The sequence below is a fragment of the Saccharothrix xinjiangensis genome, from assembly GCF_039527585.1.
Taxonomy (GTDB): Bacteria; Actinomycetota; Actinomycetes; order Mycobacteriales; family Pseudonocardiaceae; genus Actinosynnema; species Actinosynnema xinjiangensis.
The window spans coordinates 239,953-254,348 of record NZ_BAAAKE010000002.1 but is presented as its reverse complement, the minus strand read 5'-3'; the positions used below and the strand labels follow the sequence as shown (position 1 = coordinate 254,348).

The 14,396-nt window shown below is 73.7% G+C and carries 15 protein-coding genes and 1 pseudogene; 9 read left to right on the top strand and 7 right to left on the bottom strand.

Annotated elements, in window-relative coordinates; translation table 11 throughout:
• Nucleotides 1-33: 33 nt before the first annotated feature.
• A pseudogene (locus ABD223_RS06470) lies at nucleotides 34-1,267 on the top strand (cytochrome P450 family protein); the annotation flags it as partial.
• Nucleotides 1,254-2,537 carry an adenosylmethionine--8-amino-7-oxononanoate transaminase gene (locus tag ABD223_RS06465; RefSeq protein WP_344034976.1) on the top strand — a complete coding sequence of 428 codons (1,284 nt, stop codon included), beginning with the start codon at nucleotides 1,254-1,256 and terminating at the stop codon, nucleotides 2,535-2,537. The pseudogene ABD223_RS06470 and the gene ABD223_RS06465, both read left to right, overlap by 14 nt.
• Here the strand turns inward: ABD223_RS06465 and ABD223_RS06460 are convergent.
• A complete protein-coding gene (locus tag ABD223_RS06460; RefSeq protein WP_344034975.1) occupies nucleotides 2,517-3,131 on the bottom strand; it encodes a hypothetical protein in 615 nt (204 codons plus the stop codon). The genes ABD223_RS06465 and ABD223_RS06460 overlap by 21 nt on opposite strands.
• Nucleotide 3,132: 1 nt before the next feature.
• Nucleotides 3,133-3,378: a glutaredoxin family protein gene (locus tag ABD223_RS06455; RefSeq protein WP_344034974.1), complete on the bottom strand. Its 246-nt coding sequence runs from the start codon at nucleotides 3,376-3,378 to the stop codon at nucleotides 3,133-3,135.
• Nucleotides 3,379-3,438: 60 nt separating this feature from the next.
• Here ABD223_RS06455 and bioD point away from each other — a divergent pair, with 60 nt between their 5' ends.
• The 4 genes from bioD (at nucleotide 3,439) to ABD223_RS06435 (ending at nucleotide 6,361) form a co-directional block, all read left to right on the top strand.
• On the top strand, nucleotides 3,439-4,155 hold the full coding sequence (bioD, locus tag ABD223_RS06450; RefSeq protein ID WP_344034973.1) for a dethiobiotin synthase: 717 nt from the start codon (nucleotides 3,439-3,441) through the stop codon (nucleotides 4,153-4,155).
• 96 nt (nucleotides 4,156-4,251) lie between these two features.
• Nucleotides 4,252-5,268 carry a biotin synthase BioB gene (gene bioB, locus ABD223_RS06445; RefSeq protein WP_344034972.1) on the top strand — a complete coding sequence of 339 codons (1,017 nt, stop codon included), beginning with the start codon at nucleotides 4,252-4,254 and terminating at the stop codon, nucleotides 5,266-5,268.
• Nucleotides 5,265-5,456, top strand: a complete 192-nt coding sequence (gene bsaP, locus ABD223_RS43835; RefSeq protein ID WP_465269813.1) for a biotin synthase auxiliary protein BsaP — start codon at nucleotides 5,265-5,267, stop codon at nucleotides 5,454-5,456. The genes bioB and bsaP overlap by 4 nt, the downstream gene beginning before the upstream one ends.
• A gap of 308 nt (nucleotides 5,457-5,764) precedes the next feature.
• Complete coding sequence (locus tag ABD223_RS06435) at nucleotides 5,765-6,361, top strand: DUF2567 domain-containing protein (RefSeq protein ID WP_344034971.1); 597 nt, start codon at nucleotides 5,765-5,767, stop codon at nucleotides 6,359-6,361.
• On the opposite strand, the gene ABD223_RS06430 is transcribed toward ABD223_RS06435, so the two are convergent.
• From ABD223_RS06430 to ABD223_RS06410, 5 genes are all read right to left on the bottom strand, one after another.
• Nucleotides 6,358-7,170, bottom strand: a complete 813-nt coding sequence (locus tag ABD223_RS06430) for a putative hydro-lyase (RefSeq protein WP_344034970.1) — start codon at nucleotides 7,168-7,170, stop codon at nucleotides 6,358-6,360. The two genes, ABD223_RS06435 and ABD223_RS06430, sit on opposite strands and share 4 nt — an antisense overlap.
• Nucleotides 7,167-8,420, bottom strand: coding sequence for an MFS transporter (locus ABD223_RS06425; protein ID WP_344034969.1), 1,254 nt, complete (start codon nucleotides 8,418-8,420; stop codon nucleotides 7,167-7,169). The genes ABD223_RS06430 and ABD223_RS06425 overlap by 4 nt, the downstream gene beginning before the upstream one ends.
• Nucleotides 8,421-8,713: 293 nt before the next feature.
• Nucleotides 8,714-9,430, bottom strand: coding sequence for a type I 3-dehydroquinate dehydratase (locus ABD223_RS06420; protein ID WP_344034968.1), 717 nt, complete (start codon nucleotides 9,428-9,430; stop codon nucleotides 8,714-8,716).
• Nucleotides 9,431-9,475: 45 nt separating this feature from the next.
• A complete protein-coding gene (locus tag ABD223_RS06415; protein WP_344034967.1) occupies nucleotides 9,476-10,150 on the bottom strand; it encodes an LON peptidase substrate-binding domain-containing protein in 675 nt (224 codons plus the stop codon).
• Nucleotides 10,147-10,836: an NUDIX hydrolase gene (locus ABD223_RS06410; RefSeq protein ID WP_344034966.1), complete on the bottom strand. Its 690-nt coding sequence runs from the start codon at nucleotides 10,834-10,836 to the stop codon at nucleotides 10,147-10,149. Before ABD223_RS06410 ends, ABD223_RS06415 begins: the two co-directional genes overlap by 4 nt.
• A gap of 60 nt (nucleotides 10,837-10,896) precedes the next feature.
• Here ABD223_RS06410 and nadA point away from each other — a divergent pair, with 60 nt between their 5' ends.
• From nadA to nadC, 3 genes are read left to right on the top strand one after another with little or no spacing between them, the layout of a single operon-like run.
• Entirely contained in the window at nucleotides 10,897-11,916 is a 1,020-nt protein-coding gene (gene nadA / locus ABD223_RS06405) for a quinolinate synthase NadA (RefSeq protein ID WP_344034965.1), read from the top strand.
• Nucleotides 11,913-13,532: an L-aspartate oxidase gene (locus ABD223_RS06400; RefSeq protein ID WP_344034964.1), complete on the top strand. Its 1,620-nt coding sequence runs from the start codon at nucleotides 11,913-11,915 to the stop codon at nucleotides 13,530-13,532. The genes nadA and ABD223_RS06400 overlap by 4 nt, the downstream gene beginning before the upstream one ends.
• The gene (nadC, locus tag ABD223_RS06395; RefSeq protein WP_344034963.1) at nucleotides 13,529-14,392 is read left to right on the top strand and encodes a carboxylating nicotinate-nucleotide diphosphorylase; all 864 of its coding nucleotides are present in this window, start codon (nucleotides 13,529-13,531) and stop codon (nucleotides 14,390-14,392) included. The genes ABD223_RS06400 and nadC overlap by 4 nt, the downstream gene beginning before the upstream one ends.
• Nucleotides 14,393-14,396 lie beyond the last annotated feature (4 nt).

Genomic DNA, 14,396 nt, shown 5'->3' with positions numbered 1-14,396 from the left:
TTGAGTTAACAGGGTTAACTCAAGTGAAGGGGTCTCCATGGGGGAGAAGTTCCAGGGCTCGACCATGCTCGACGAGGAGTACTCGGCCGACCCGCACGCGTACCACGCCCGGCTCCGCGAGGAGCGGGCCGCCACCGAGGTGGTGCTGCCCCGCGGGACCAAGGCGTGGCTGATCACCCGGTACGAGGACGCCCGGGCCGCGCTCGCCGACCCGCGCTTCGCCAAGCACCACGAGCACCTCCAGCGGGTGATGGAGGTGTCCACGACGAACCCCGACGACAACGGGGCGCTGGAGCAGTCGCTGGTCCGGCACATGCTGAACATGGACCCGCCCGACCACACGCGGCTCCGCAAGCTCGTCACCAAGGCGTTCACCGCCCGGCGGGTCGAGCAGCTGCGGCCCCGCGTGCAGGAGATCACCGACGGGCTGCTCGACGCCGCGCAGGGCGCCGCCGGACCGGTCGACCTGGTGGACGTGCTGGCGTTCCCGCTGCCCATCACGGTCATCTGCGAGATGCTCGGCGTGCCGATGGAGGAGCGCGACGACTTCCGCGCCTGGTCCAACACGCTGGTCAGCGATTCGGACCCGGCGGAGATCGAGACGGCGGGCAAGGCGATGGGCGCCTACCTGTTCGGGCTGGTGGAGCACAAGCGCGCCAACCCGGGCGACGACTTCTTCTCGGCGCTGGTGCACGCCAGCGAGGACGGCGACCAGCTCGACCAGGGCGAGCTGATCGCCATGGCGTTCCTGCTCCTGGTCGCCGGCCACGAGACGACGGTCAACCTGATCGCCAACGGCGTCTACCACCTGCTGCGGCACCCGGACCAGCTCGCGCGGCTGCGCGCCGACCGGTCGCTGCTGCCGGGCGCGGTGGAGGAGTTCCTGCGCTACGAGAGCCCGGTCAACTACGCCACGTTCCGCTACAGCACCGAGGACGTCGAGGTCGGTGACGTGGTGATCCCGAAGGACAGCCTGGTGCTGGTGTCGCTGCTGTCCGGCAACCGGGACGGCTCGAAGTTCCCCGACGCCGACCGGTTCGACATCACCCGGCAGACGAGCGGGCACCTGGCGTTCGGGCACGGCATCCACTTCTGCCTGGGCGCGCCGCTGGCCCGGCTGGAGGGCGAGATCGCGGTCGGCGCGCTGCTGGACCGGTTCGACCTGGAGCCGGCGGAGGACCTGGAAGGGCTGGCGTGGCGGCCGGGGACGCTGATCCGGGGGCTCGTGTCGCTGCCGGTTAACCTCAGCCCCCGTGGAGCGCGATGAGCTGCTGAAGCTGGACCGGGAACACGTCTGGCACCCGTACGGGCCGATGCCGGGCGCCCTGGAGCCGTTGGTGGTGACCTCGGCCTCGGGCGTCCGGCTGCGGCTCGACGACGGGCGCGAGCTGGTCGACGGCATGTCGTCGTGGTGGGCCGCGATCCACGGGTACCGGCACCCGGTGCTCGACGCGGCGGTGCGCGACCAGCTCGGCCGGATGAGCCACGTGATGTTCGGCGGCCTCACGCACGAGCCCGCCGTGGCGCTGTGCGCGCGGCTGGTCGAGATCACGCCCGAGCCGCTGCGGCACGTGTTCCTGAGCGACTCCGGCTCGGTGTCGGTCGAGGTCGCGGTGAAGATGGCGCTCCAGTACTGGCGCTCGCGGGGCCGGCCGGAGAAGCGTCGGCTGCTGACGTGGCGCGGCGGCTACCACGGCGACACCTTCCAGCCCATGTCCGTGTGCGACCCCGAGGGCGGGATGCACGCGCTGTGGCGCGGCGTGCTGCCGGACCAGGTGTTCGCGTCGGCGCCGCCGGTGGAGCTGGAGACCGCCTACGTGCAGGAGCTGGCCGACCTGGTCGAGCGGCACGCGGGCGAGCTGGCCGCGGTCGTCGTGGAGCCCGTGGTGCAGGGCGCCGGGGGGATGCGGTTCCACGACCCCCGGTACCTGCACGTGCTGCGCGAGCTGACGCTGGCGCACGACGTGCTGCTGGTCTTCGACGAGGTCGCCACCGGGTTCGGCCGCACCGGGGAGCTGTTCGCCGCCGACCACGCCGGGATCAGCCCCGACGTGATGTGCGTCGGCAAGGCGCTGACCGGCGGCTACCTGTCGATGGCGGCCACGCTGTGCACGGAGCGGGTGGCCGACGGCATCTCGCGGGGAGAGGTGCCGGTGCTGGCCCACGGGCCCACGTTCATGGGCAACCCGCTGGCCTCGGCGGTGGCGCTGGCGTCGGTCGACCTGCTGCTGGGGCAGGACTGGCGGGCGGAGGTCGCGCGGATCTCGGCGGGGCTGCGCGGCGGGCTGGCGCCGGCGGTCGGCGCGCCGGGGGTGCTGGACGTGCGCGTGCTGGGCGCGATCGGAGTGGTCCAGCTGGACCACCCCGTCGACGTGGTCGCGGCCACGGCCGCGGCGGTGGAGCACGGGGTGTGGCTGCGGCCCTTCCGGGACCTGATCTACACGATGCCGCCGTTCGTCAGCGCCGACGAGGACGTGGCGGCGATCGGCGCGGCCGTGGTCGCGGCGGCCGCCGCGTCACGCGCGCAGCAGGGTTGACCCCCAGACCAGCAGCAGCGTCGCGTAGGCCACGCAGATCCAACCGATCTGCGGCTTGGTCGGCTCACCCTTGCGGCCGAGCAGCTTGGTGACCACGAGCCACCAGAGCAGGGCGACCACGCCGATCGCGAGCGGGGTGATGAACAGGCCGTACGCTCCCGCGAACACGCCCGCCCAGTAGTCGGTCGGCAGCACGACGGTCTGGGCGCGGCCGACGGGGATGCAGAACGCGGCGACCGCCGTCCAGGTCCAGGCGGTGACCTTGAGGCGCTTGACCGCGGCGGGGCGGGCGGTGTCCTCGTTGATCGCCAGGACGCCCCAGGCCATGAACGCGCCGCCGACGAACAGCCAGCCCGTGACGGTCGAGACGACCGGCACGCGGCCCACCAGCTCGCCGATGGCGGGGATCAGCTCGCCCCAGAGGAGGAAGTGGCCGGCGACGGCCACCGCGATGCCGCCGAGGATGAGACCCGTCTGGACCAGGCCCGACTGGCGGTTGAACCAGCCCACCTGCGCCGTCACGGCCTGGGCCGCGGCGTCCGCCCGCCGCCGCCGGGCCGGCGCCGGTCCGCGCTTGCGCTTCCCACCGCCCACGTCAGGCCTCCGGGGCGATCGCGGCGGCCAGTTCGGCGTTGGTCGGCTCGACCAGGACCCGGTCGTCCGGGAGGACGACGACGGGGATGTTCTTGCGGCCTCCGGCGAGGTCGACAGCCCGGTCCCGGGCGTCGTCGTCGTGCTCGACGTCCACCTCGGTGAACGGGACTTCGTGCTCCCGCAGCCATGCCTTCGCCCGGCGGCAGTCGCCGCACCAGTTCGCGCCGTAGAGGACGATCTCACCCATGCCGGTGACTGTAGAACGCGGTCGCCGGCGACGCTCCGTGCAGTCCTAGGCTGAACGTTCGTGAGCGTCCTCGTCATCACGGGCACAGGCACCGAAGTCGGTAAAACCGTGGTGGTCGCCGCGGTGGCGGCGCTGGCCGCGGCCGACGGCCGGCGCGTGGCCGTGCTCAAGCCCGCCCAGACGGGCATCCCCGCCGGCGCGCCCGGCGACCTCGCCGAGGTGGTCCGGCTCGCGGGCCCGGTGACGACGCGCGAGCTGCGCCGCTACCCCGAGCCGCTGGCGCCCGCCACGGCCGCGCGCCGGGCCGGGATGCCGACCGTGCGCCCGCAGGACGTGGCGACGGCGGCGGTGGAGCTGGCCTCGTCCCACGACCTGGTGCTGGTCGAGGGCGCGGGCGGGCTGCTGGTGCGGTTCGACGACGCCGGCACGACGATCGCCGACGCGGCCTGGGCGCTGAACGCGCCGGTGCTGGTGGTGGCGCACGCCGGCCTGGGCACGCTGAACACGACCGCGCTGACGGCGGAGGCGCTGCTGCGGCGCGGGCTGGAGTCGGTGGGCGTGGTGGTCGGGCGCTGGCCCGGCGAACCCGACCTGGCGTGCCGCACCAACCTGGTCGACCTGCCCGAGGCGGCCGGCGCGCCGCTGCTCGGCGCGCTGCCGGACGGCGCCGGGCTGCTGGGCCGCGACGAGTTCCTGGCGGTGGCCCGGGAAGGGCTGTCGCCCTGGTTCGGCGGCGCCTTCGACCCGGAGGAGTTCGCAGCTCCGCACCTGTGCTGAGACTTCGCCCGTAGTGACGCACGTCGCTGGGCCGGCCGGCCCCCATGCGGCACACTGACCGGCGGACCACCGCCGTCGTTCGTCTGAGGAGATGACGTGACCGCAGCCCCTGAACAGGTCGATGTGCTGGGCACCGCGCGCGAGCAGGTGCTGGAGCGTGGCGTCGGCCTGTCCGAGGAGCAGGTGCTCCAGGTCCTCCGCCTGCCCGACGAGCGGATCCCCGAGCTGCTGGAGCTGGCGCACGAGGTGCGCGTGCGCTGGTGCGGGCCGGAGGTCGAGGTCGAGGGCATCGTGTCGCTCAAGACCGGCGGCTGCCCCGAGGACTGCCACTTCTGCTCCCAGTCCGGCCAGTTCCCGTCCCCGGTCCGGTCGGCCTGGCTGGACATCCCGGGCCTCGTGCGCGCGGCCCGGCAGACCGCGGAGACCGGCGCGACGGAGTTCTGCATCGTGGCGGCGGTGCGCGGCCCCGACAAGCGGCTGCTGTCGCAGGTGCGCGACGGCATCAAGGCCATCCGCGAGGACGGCAACGACATCCAGATCGCGTGCTCGCTGGGGATGCTCACCCAGGAGCAGGTGGACGAGCTGGTGGCGATGGGCGTCCACCGCTACAACCACAACCTGGAGACCGCGCGGTCGCACTTCCCGTCCGTGGTGACCACCCACTCCTGGGAGGAGCGGTGGGACACGCTGCGCATGGTGGGCGAGGCGGGCATGGAGGTCTGCTGCGGCGGGATCATCGGCATGGGCGAGACGCTGGAGCAGCGGGCCGAGTTCGCGGCGCAGCTGGCGTCGCTGGACCCGGACGAGGTGCCGCTGAACTTCCTGATCCCGAACCCCGGCACGCCGTACGAGGACTACCCGGTGGTCGAGGGGCCCGAGGCCCTGCGCACGGTCGGCGCGTTCCGCCTGGCGCTGCCGCGCACGATCCTGCGGTTCGCGGGCGGCCGGGAGCTGACCTTCGGCGACCTGGGCGCGAAGCAGGGGATGCTGGGCGGGATCAACGCCATCATCGTCGGCAACTACCTGACCAACCTGGGCCGGCCCGCGCAGGCCGACCTGGACATGCTGAACGAGCTGTCCATGCCGATCAAGGAATTGAGCAAGACCCTGTGAGCTACTGCGGCTACTGCGGGAAGCCGGCGGACGAGACCGACCACGCGGCCTGCGCGTCGCGCCTGGGCGTCATCGACCCGCCGCGCTTCTGCGCGGAGTGCGCCCGGCGCATGGTGGTGCAGGTGACCCCCACCGGCTGGGCCGCCTCGTGCAGCAGGCACGGCGAAACCACCTCGACCCCGGCCTGACCCACCGCGCCCAGCGGTGCCCGACCGGACAACTCGCGGTGCCCGACCGGACGACTCGCGACACCGGACCGGAGGACACGCGCCAACCTCCAGCGTGTCCTCCACTCGGACATCGCGTGTCCTCCACTCGGACACCGCGTGTCCTCCACTCGGACACCGCGAGTCGTACGTTCCGGTCGCGCGAGTCGTACGTTCAGGACCACCGAGTTCTACGTTCAGGATCCGGTGAGCCCGCGTTCGGGACCGTCCGGCGTCGTTCGGGGCGCGCGGTAACCTGCCTGCGTCGGATCGTGGCAGGAGGTTTGCGGGTGGCTGAGGAACCGGTGGGCGAGCGGGCTGTGCCGGTCCGGGTGCCGCCCACGCCCGCGTACGAGTACTACTACGTGGTGCAGCGGCCCCGGGTCGTGGTGAAGCGCGACCTGCTGCCCGGCTTCTCCGTGCTGTCCGCGATCTCCCTGGTCGGCCTGCCGGTGGGGTGGCTGTGGGCGCTGCTGGCGCCGCCGCAGAACGTGCTGGTCCAGGCGGACGCCTCGCTGATCCCGGTGACCGGCGAGAGCTACCACCGGCTCGACGGGCTGATGCTGTTCGTGCTGATGGGGCTCGGGGCCGGGCTGCTGACCGGTATCGCCGTGTGGATGCTGCGGGAGCGGCGCGGTCCCGTCGTGATGGTGGCGGCGACCCTGGGTTCGGTGGTCGCCGCCTACCTGGCGCAGCGGACCGGCCTCGGCACGGCGGGCAGCCGGCACGCCCTGGAGTCCGCGCCCTCGGCGGGTGACCTGATCGCCCTGGCCCCGGTGCTGGAGACGTGGTGGGGCTTGCTGGCGTGGCCCTTGGGCACGGCCCTGGCGTACGGCTGCCTGGCCGCGTGGAACGGGTTGGACGACCTGGGGCGTCGGCTCGGCTAGACGACGTACGCCGTGTCGGGCACGTCGGTGACGAACATGTACCCCGGGGCGTGGGTGATGGCGAACGGCGGTTTCGACGCCATCACCGCCGCCTGCGGTGTCACGCCGCACGCCCAGAACACCGGCACGTCGCCGGGGTGCGGTTCGGCGGCGTCGCCGAAGTCCGGTGCGGCCAGGTCGCGGATGCCCAGGGCGGCCGGGTCGCCGACGTGGACCGGCGCGCCGTGGACGGCGGGCATCCGGGCGGTGACGGCGATCGCGGTGTCGACCAGGTCCTCGGGCACGTAGCGCATCGACACGACCATTGGCCCGTGCAGGCGGCCCGCCGGGCGGCATTGGACGTCGGTGACGTACATGGGGACGTTGCGGCCCTGCTCCACGTGGCGGAGCGGGACGTCCGCCCGCTTCAGGGCGGTCTCGAAGCTGAAGCTGCACCCGATGAGGAAGGCGACCAGGTCCTCGCGCCAGTGGGCGGTGGCGTCGGTGGGCTCGTCGACGAGTTCGCCGTGCTCCCAGACGCGGTAGCGCGGGACGTCGCGCCTGAGGTCCGCGCCCGCCGCGAGGGTCGTCGTCGTGCCGCCCTCGTCGGTGACGTCCAGCACCGGGCACGGCTTGGGGTTGCGCTGGGTGAACAGCAGCACGTCGTAGGCCCAGTCGCGGGGGACGGCGATCAGGTTCGCCTGCGCGTAGCCGTCGGCGAGGCCCGAGGTCGGGCCGGTGTGCGTCGCGCGGAGGTCGGCCGGGGTGCGGGCCGCGTGGAGGTCGGCCGGGGTGCGGGCCGCGCGGAGGTCGGCGGGGGTGCTCGTCATCGAAGTTCGACGCCTCTCGTCTCGGGGAGGCCCAGCAGGGCCAGGACGGCGATGCCGTAGGCGATCGCGCCGAAGACCATGCCGCCGCCGACGCCCATGCTGGAGGCGAGGAAGCCGACGGAGGTGGGGAACAGCGCGCCGACGGCACGGCCGAAGTTGTAGGTGAAGCCCTGGCCGGTGCCGCGCAGGTCGGTGGGGTACAGCTCGGCGAGGAACGAGCCGAAACCGCTGAAGATGGCCGATGTGGTGAAGCCCAGCGGGAAGGTGACCAGGAGCAGGACGCCGTTGGCGCCGTCGGGGATCTGGGTGAACAGCACGATCAGCACGGCGCTGAGCGCGGCGAAGAGGGTGAAGGTGCGCTTGCGGCCCAGCAGGTCGGACAGGTAGCCGCCGGTGATGTAGCCCGCGAACGCGCCGCTGATCAGCAGCGCCAGGTAGCCGCCGGTGTTGACGACGCTGAGGCCGCGCTCGGTCTTGAGGAACGTGGGCACCCAGCTGGCCAGGGTGTAGTAACCGCCCTGGACTCCGGTGGCGAGGAGGGCGGCGAAGAGGGTCGTGCGCCCCAGCGGGCCCCGGAAGATGGCCCGGAAGCTGCCCTTGCGGCTGCTGGACGCGCGCTTCTCGGTGGTGGCCGGCGCGTCCTCGACGTGGCGGCGGACGTAGAAGATGAGCACGGCCGGGATCGCGCCGGTCCAGAACAGCACCCGCCAGGCCGTGTCCGGCGGCAGGAAGCTGAAGACGGCCGTGTAGACGACGACGCTCAGCCCCCACCCCACCGCCCACGAGCTCTGGATGAACGCGACCGTGCGGCCCCGGTACTCCGGCTTGCAGTACTCGGCCACGAGGATCGCGCCCGCCGCCCACTCGCCGCCGAAGCCGAGGCCCTGGAGGGCGCGGAACACCATCAGCATCTCGTAGCTGGTGGCGAAGCCGCAGGCCACGGTGAACACGGCGTAGGTGATGACGGTGATCATCAGGGTGCGGACGCGGCCGATGCGGTCGGCCAGGACGCCCGCGATCGCGCCGCCCAGCGCGGAGACGACCAGGGTGACGGTGTTGAGCAGTCCCGCCTGGGCCTGGCTGATGCCGAAGTAGGCGGTGATGGCGAACAGGCTCAGGGGCAGGACCTGGAAGTCGTAGGCGTCGAGGCCGTAGCCGCCGAACGCGCCCGCGAACGCGCGCTTCCCCTTGCTGCCCAGGGTGTGGAACCAGTCGAACGGGCCGGTGGTGGGTGTTGCCCGGGTGCTCATGGTGTTCACCTCGTGACGGTCGGTGGTGCGGTGGGACCACGCTAGGGGATTGTTCAACAATCGGATAGGGACCGGGAAGGATTGTTGAACGATCGGAGGTGAAGTCACTCGGGTGGACGAGCGGGGGCGGCAGAGCGGGGCGGCAGAGCGGGGGCCGGGCGAGAAAGGCGGCGCGAAGGCGGGCCGGCGGACGTGGGCGGGCCAGGGCTTGGCGGAAGTGGCCGGGCGGAGGTGGCGGGACAGGGCCGGGTGAGGGGGCGCTGCGAGGCCGGGTGGAGGTGGTCGAGCGCGGGTCAGCTCTCGCGCCGGCCGTAGTCCGGGTGGAAGAGGCGCATCAGGCGGGACGTCTCGGGGAAGTCCAGTTGGCCGGACGTGGGCGCCGCGCCCAGGAACGTGTAGGTGATCTTGGAGCCCAGGGCGGGGAAGAGGATCCGGGACGCGGTGCCGACCTCGCCCATGCCGATGACGATCAGGTCGTCGCCCTCCAGCAGCACCGCGCAGAGGCGCTTGAGGTCGTCCCGCGAGCGGGCCACCGTGGAGATCTTCACGACGTCCGCGCCCGCTGCCCTGGCGTCCCGCGCCGTGGCCCGCAGGTCGTCGAGGGGCGGTGTCCGGTCGAAGTCGTGGAAGGAGACGACCGCCAGCGCGTCGTGCTCGCGGGCGGTGGCGATGACGTCGTCGAGGATCGCGCGCGACGACAGCTCCACGTCCACCGCGTCGACGTGGGGCGCGACGGCGCGGAAGAGGTCCAGCCGCTCCTCGTCGGAGCCCTGCCAGAACCCGCCCTCGGCCCTGGACCGGATGGTGGCCAGGGTGGGGAAGCCCTTGAACGCCTCGACCTGGCGCAGGACGTGCGCGGTCCCGGTGTCGGCGAAGCGGTCCACGCGGATCTCGGCCACGTCCACCCGCGCCGCGCCGGCCTCCTCGGCCGCCCGCGCGACGTCCCGGTCGTCGAAGCTGACCGCGACGAGGGGCGCACCGGTGTCGAACAGCGCCCGCAAGGTGTTCATCCGCGTCCCCCACCTGGTTCCAGTGCGGTCTGGGAGCTTACCGGCTCAGTTGCGGTGCGGGAGGTGACCCAGCTCGGACAGCGGCGCGGGCACGGCGTTCAGCGCGGAGACGATGCCCGCCTCGCGGTGCAGGACCTTGCGGACCAGGCGCAGCCGGCGGGCCGCGGACGTCTCCTCCAGCAGCGACAGGCGGTCTTCGAGGGTGAGCAGGCACTCGCCGGCCAGGGCGTAGGCCAGGTCCTCCACGGCGGTGTCCGCGGTGGGTTGGCGCAGGGCGGTGCTGGTGGCCTCGCGGTAGCGGCCGTGGGCGGCCCGCGCGCTCTCGGCGAGCAGCGGCAGCAGCGGTTCGACCTCGGGCGGGTGCGGCGAGTCCGGCAGCCACTCGACCGAGCCGACGAGGTACGGCGCGCTGTCCTCGTCCACGTCGAGCAGGCGGAACCTCCTGCCGCCCCTGGTGGTCAGGTCGAAGCGGCCGTCGGGCAGCCGCCTCGCGTCCTGGAGCACGGCGGTGCAGCCCACCCGGTGCAGCGCGCCCGCGTTGCCCTCGCCGACCTCCCACCCCTGCTTGATCGACACCACCCCGAACGTGCGCTCCGGCACCGCGCCGCTCACCAGGTCGACGGTGAGCTGCCGGTACCTCGGCTCGAACACGTGCAGCGGCAGGGACGCCCCGGGCAGCAGCACGGTGCCCAGCGGGAACAGGGGGAGCGTCGTGGTCACGGTCCCAAGCTACGGGTGGACGGTGGGCGCAGCACGGCGAACGGGTCGGTCACCCGCATTTCGCCGGAGACGAAGCGGAACAGCGCCGCGGGGCGGCCGCCGGCGGGGCCGGGCGGGGCGGTGGCCCCGGTCGGTTCGAGCAGGCCCCGGCGGGACAGCACGCGTTGCAGGTTCGTCGCGGAGACCTTGTAGCCCAGGGCCGCCGAGTACAGCGAGCGCAGCGCGGAGATGGTGAACGCCGGTGGCGCCAGGGCGAAGCCGAGGTTGGTGTAGGAGAGCTTGGCGGCCAGGCGGTTGCGGGCGCGGGCGCAGATGGCCTCGTGGTCGAACGCCGTGGGCGGCAGGGAGTCGACCGGGTGCCAGCACGTGTCCGAGGGCACCACGGGGTCGATGTCGGAGGGCACCAGGCCGAGGAACGCGGTGGCGATCACGCGCGCGCCGGGCACGCGGGCCGGGTTGCTGAACACGGCCAGCTGCTCCACGTGGGACAGCTGCCGCACGTCGACCTTCTCGGCGAGCTGGCGGCGGATGGAGGTCTCCACGTCCTCCTCGTCGCCGAGCCCGCCGCCGGGCAGCGACCAGCGGTGAGCGTGCGGCTCCTTTCCGCGCTGCCACAGCATGACCTGGAGTGACCCGGCTCTCACCTGGAGCACTGCGGCCACCACCTCATGTCCCGCGAGACCCACCCGGTGATACTATCGGCCCTGTTTTCGACCGATAGGCGAAAACTGGCTCAAGGAGGAAGCATGGTCGCGACCGCCTACGTCGAGCGCGCCTCGGACGGCGCCTACGACGGGATCGCGCCGGACGCCGACTGGCGGGACGAGGTGCTGGAGCTGGCGCGGGAGCGGGACGCGGTCATCCTCGCGCACAACTACCAGCTGCCCGAGATCCAGGACATCGCGCACCACACCGGCGACTCGTTGGCGCTCAGCCGCATCGCGGCCGCGAGCGACGCGTCCACCATCGTGTTCTGCGGCGTGCACTTCATGGCGGAGACCGCCAAGATCCTGGCCCCGCACAAGACGGTGCTGATCCCGGACGAGCGCGCGGGCTGCTCGCTGGCCGACTCGATCACGGGCGAGCAGCTGCGCGCCTGGAAGGCCGAGCACCCCGGCGCGGTGGTGGTGTCCTACGTGAACACCACCGCCGAGGTGAAGGCGGAGACCGACATCTGCTGCACCTCGTCGAACGCGGTGGACGTGGTGGCGTCCATCCCGGCCGACCGGGAGGTGCTGTTCCTGCCGGACCAGTTCCTCGGCGCGCACGTCAAGCGCGAGACCGGCCGGGACAACCTGCGCATCTGGGCGGGCGAGTGCCACGTGCACGCCGGCATCAACGGCCCCGAGCTGGCCGAGCGGGCGGCGGCGAACCCCGACGCGGACCTGTTCATCCACCCCGAGTGCGGCTGCGCGACCTCCGCCCTGTACCTCGCGGGCGAGGGCACCGTGCCCGCGGACAAGGTGAAGATCCTCTCGACCGGCGACATGATCACCGCCGCCCGGCTCACCAGCGCCAAGTCGGTGCTCGTGGCGACCGAGGTCGGGATGCTGCACCAGTTGCGCCGCGCCGCGCCGGAGATCGACTTCCGGGCGGTGAACGACCGGGCGTCGTGCCGGTACATGAAGATGATCACGCCCGCGGCCCTGCTGCGCTCGCTGCGCGAGAACCGGGACGAGGTGCACGTGGACCTGGAGACCGCCAGGCGCGCCCAGGGCGCCGTGCAGCGCATGATCGAGATCGGGCAGCCCGGCGGCGGGGAATGACCGACGTCCTGTGGGAGGCCCGCGCCGACCTGGTCGTGGTCGGCACCGGGGTGGCCGGTCTGACGGCGGCGCTGCGCGCGCGTGAGCTGGGGTTGCGGGTCCTGGTGGTCACCAAGGCGTCCGTCGGGGACGGCAACACCCGGTGGGCCCAGGGCGGTGTGGCGGTGGTGCTGCCCGGCGAGCACGACGAGGGCGACTCGGTGGACGCGCACGTGCGCGACACCCTCGTCGCGGGCGCGGGCCTGTGCGACGAGGACGCCGTGCGGGCGATCATCGCGGGCGGTCCCGCGGCGGTGACCAGGCTGCGCGAGCGGGGCGCGGTGTTCGACGCCGCGCCCGGCGGCGGGCTGGCGCGCACGCGGGAGGGCGGGCACTCGGCGTTCCGCGTGGTGCACGCGGGCGGCGACGCCACCGGCGCGGAGGTCGAGCGCGCCCTGCTGGCCGCGGCCTCCGACGGGCGGGTGCCCGTGCTGGAGGACCACGTCGCGGTGGACGCGGTGCGCACGTCGCTGGGCCAGGTGTGCGGGCTGCTGGTGCTGGACGGCAACGGCGCGCCCGGCGTGCTGACCGCGCCCGCGGTGCTGCTGGCCAGCGGCGGCCTCGGCCAGCTCTACCAGGCGACCTCCAACCCGGAGGTGGCGACCGGCGACGGGCTGGCGCTGGCGCTGCGGGCGGGCGCGGCGGCGGCGGACGTGGAGTTCGTGCAGTTCCACCCGACCGTGCTCTACACCGGGCGCGGCGCGCGCGGCCGGTGCCCGCTGGTGACCGAGGCGGTGCGCGGCGAGGGCGCGGTGCTGGTCGACGCGACCGGCGCGCGGGTCATGCGCGGCGTGCACCCGCTGGAGGACCTGGCGCCCCGCGACGTCGTCGCCGCGGCGATCACCCGGCACCTCGCGGGCGGCGCCGGCGGCGTGGACGACCACGTGTTCCTCGACGCCACCGGCGTGCCGGGCTTCGCGGAGCGGTTCCCGACCGTGCACGCGGCCTGCGCGGCGGCCGGCGTCGACCCGGCGCGCGAGCCGATCCCGGTGGCGCCGGCGGCGCACTTCGCGTGCGGCGGCGTGGTGTCCGACGTGGCCGGGCGGACCGGGGTGACCGGGTTGTACGCGGCGGGCGAGGTGGCGCGGACCGGGCTGCACGGCGCGAACCGGCTGGCGTCCAACAGCCTGCTGGAAGGCCTGGTCGTCGGCACGCGGGCGGCCGAGGCGGTCGCGGCGGACCTGGCGATGGGCCTGCTGGCGCGCTGCTCGGGCGACGCGGAGCTGCCGGTCGCGCCGGTGGCGGACCGGGACTCGCTCCAGCGGGTCATGTCCCGGTACGCGGCGATCGGCCGGGACGCCGAGGGCCTGGCCGTGGTCGGCTCGGTGCTCGACCTGTCCGCCGCGGACCGCGTGCTGAGCACGCGGGAGCTGGTGGAGGACGCGGCGCTGACCGTGGCCGCGCGGGCGCTGATCGCGGCGGCGGCCGCGCGCGAGGAGTCGCGCGGCTGCCACGTGCGCACCGACTTCCCGGCGCGGGACGACGCGCGGGGGCCGCGCAGCCGGGTGGTCCGGCTCAACCCCTCGGGTCAGCCCGTGCTGGCCGACCCCGTGGTGACGACGGTGGGAGTGGCATGAACGCCGGAGAACTGCTCGCGGGGTCGGCCCCCGGGCTCGACGTGGACGACGTGCGCCGGGTGATCGCCGCGGCGCTGGCGGAGGACCTGCGGTACGGGCCCGACGCCACGACCGCGGCGACCGTGCCCGCGGACGCGGTCGCGGTGGCGGAGCTGACGCCCCGCGCGGCGGGCGTGCTCGCGGGCGTGCCGGTGGCGCTGGAGGTGTTCCGGCAGGTCACCGACGTGGAGGTGCTCGAACGGCGGTCCGACGGCGACAAGGCCGTGCCCGGCGAGCCCGCGCTGGTGCTGCGCGGACCGACGCGCGGCCTGCTCACCGCCGAGCGCACCGCGCTGAACCTGGTGTGCCACCTGTCCGGGATCGCCACGCTGACCGCCGCGTGGGTCGACGCGGTGGCGGGCACCCGGGCGGAGGTCCGGGACTCCCGCAAGACGCTGCCCGGCCTGCGGCTGCTGGAGAAGTACGCGGTGCGGTGCGGTGGCGGCGTCAACCACCGGCTCGGCCTCGGCGACGCGGTGCTGATCAAGGACAACCACGTGCGGGCGGCCGGGTCGGTGCGGGCGGCGATGGCCGCCGTGCGCGCCCACGCGCCGGACCTGCCGTGCGAGGTCGAGGTCGACTCGCTGGAGCAGCTGGACGAGGCCGTGGCCGAGGGCGCGGAGCTGGTGCTGCTGGACAACTTCACGCCGGACGGCTGCGTCGAGGCCGTGCGGCGCGCGGGCGGCGTGCGCCTGGAGGCGTCCGGCGGCCTCACCCTGGACGTGGCCCGCGCCTACGCCGAGACCGGGGTGGACTACCTCGCCGTCGGCGGGCTGACGCACTCGGCGCCGGCCCTGGACCTGGGGCTGGACCTGCGCTGACGTG

Bases quoted from the DNA above. Each gene is read 5' to 3' on its own strand.
- ABD223_RS06420 (WP_344034968.1), bottom strand. From the start codon at position 9,430: ATGAACACCTTGCGGGCGCTGTTCGACACCGGTGCGCCCCTCGTCGCG.
- ABD223_RS06425 (WP_344034969.1), bottom strand. From the start codon at position 8,420: ATGAGCACCCGGGCAACACCCACCACCGGCCCGTTCGACTGGTTCCAC.
- ABD223_RS06455 (WP_344034974.1), bottom strand. From the start codon at position 3,378: ATGGGTGAGATCGTCCTCTACGGCGCGAACTGGTGCGGCGACTGCCGC.
- ABD223_RS06430 (WP_344034970.1), bottom strand. From the start codon at position 7,170: ATGACGAGCACCCCCGCCGACCTCCGCGCGGCCCGCACCCCGGCCGAC.
- ABD223_RS06400 (WP_344034964.1), top strand. From the start codon at position 11,913: ATGACCGACGTCCTGTGGGAGGCCCGCGCCGACCTGGTCGTGGTCGGC.
- nadC (WP_344034963.1), top strand. From the start codon at position 13,529: ATGAACGCCGGAGAACTGCTCGCGGGGTCGGCCCCCGGGCTCGACGTG.
- nadA (WP_344034965.1), top strand. From the start codon at position 10,897: ATGGTCGCGACCGCCTACGTCGAGCGCGCCTCGGACGGCGCCTACGAC.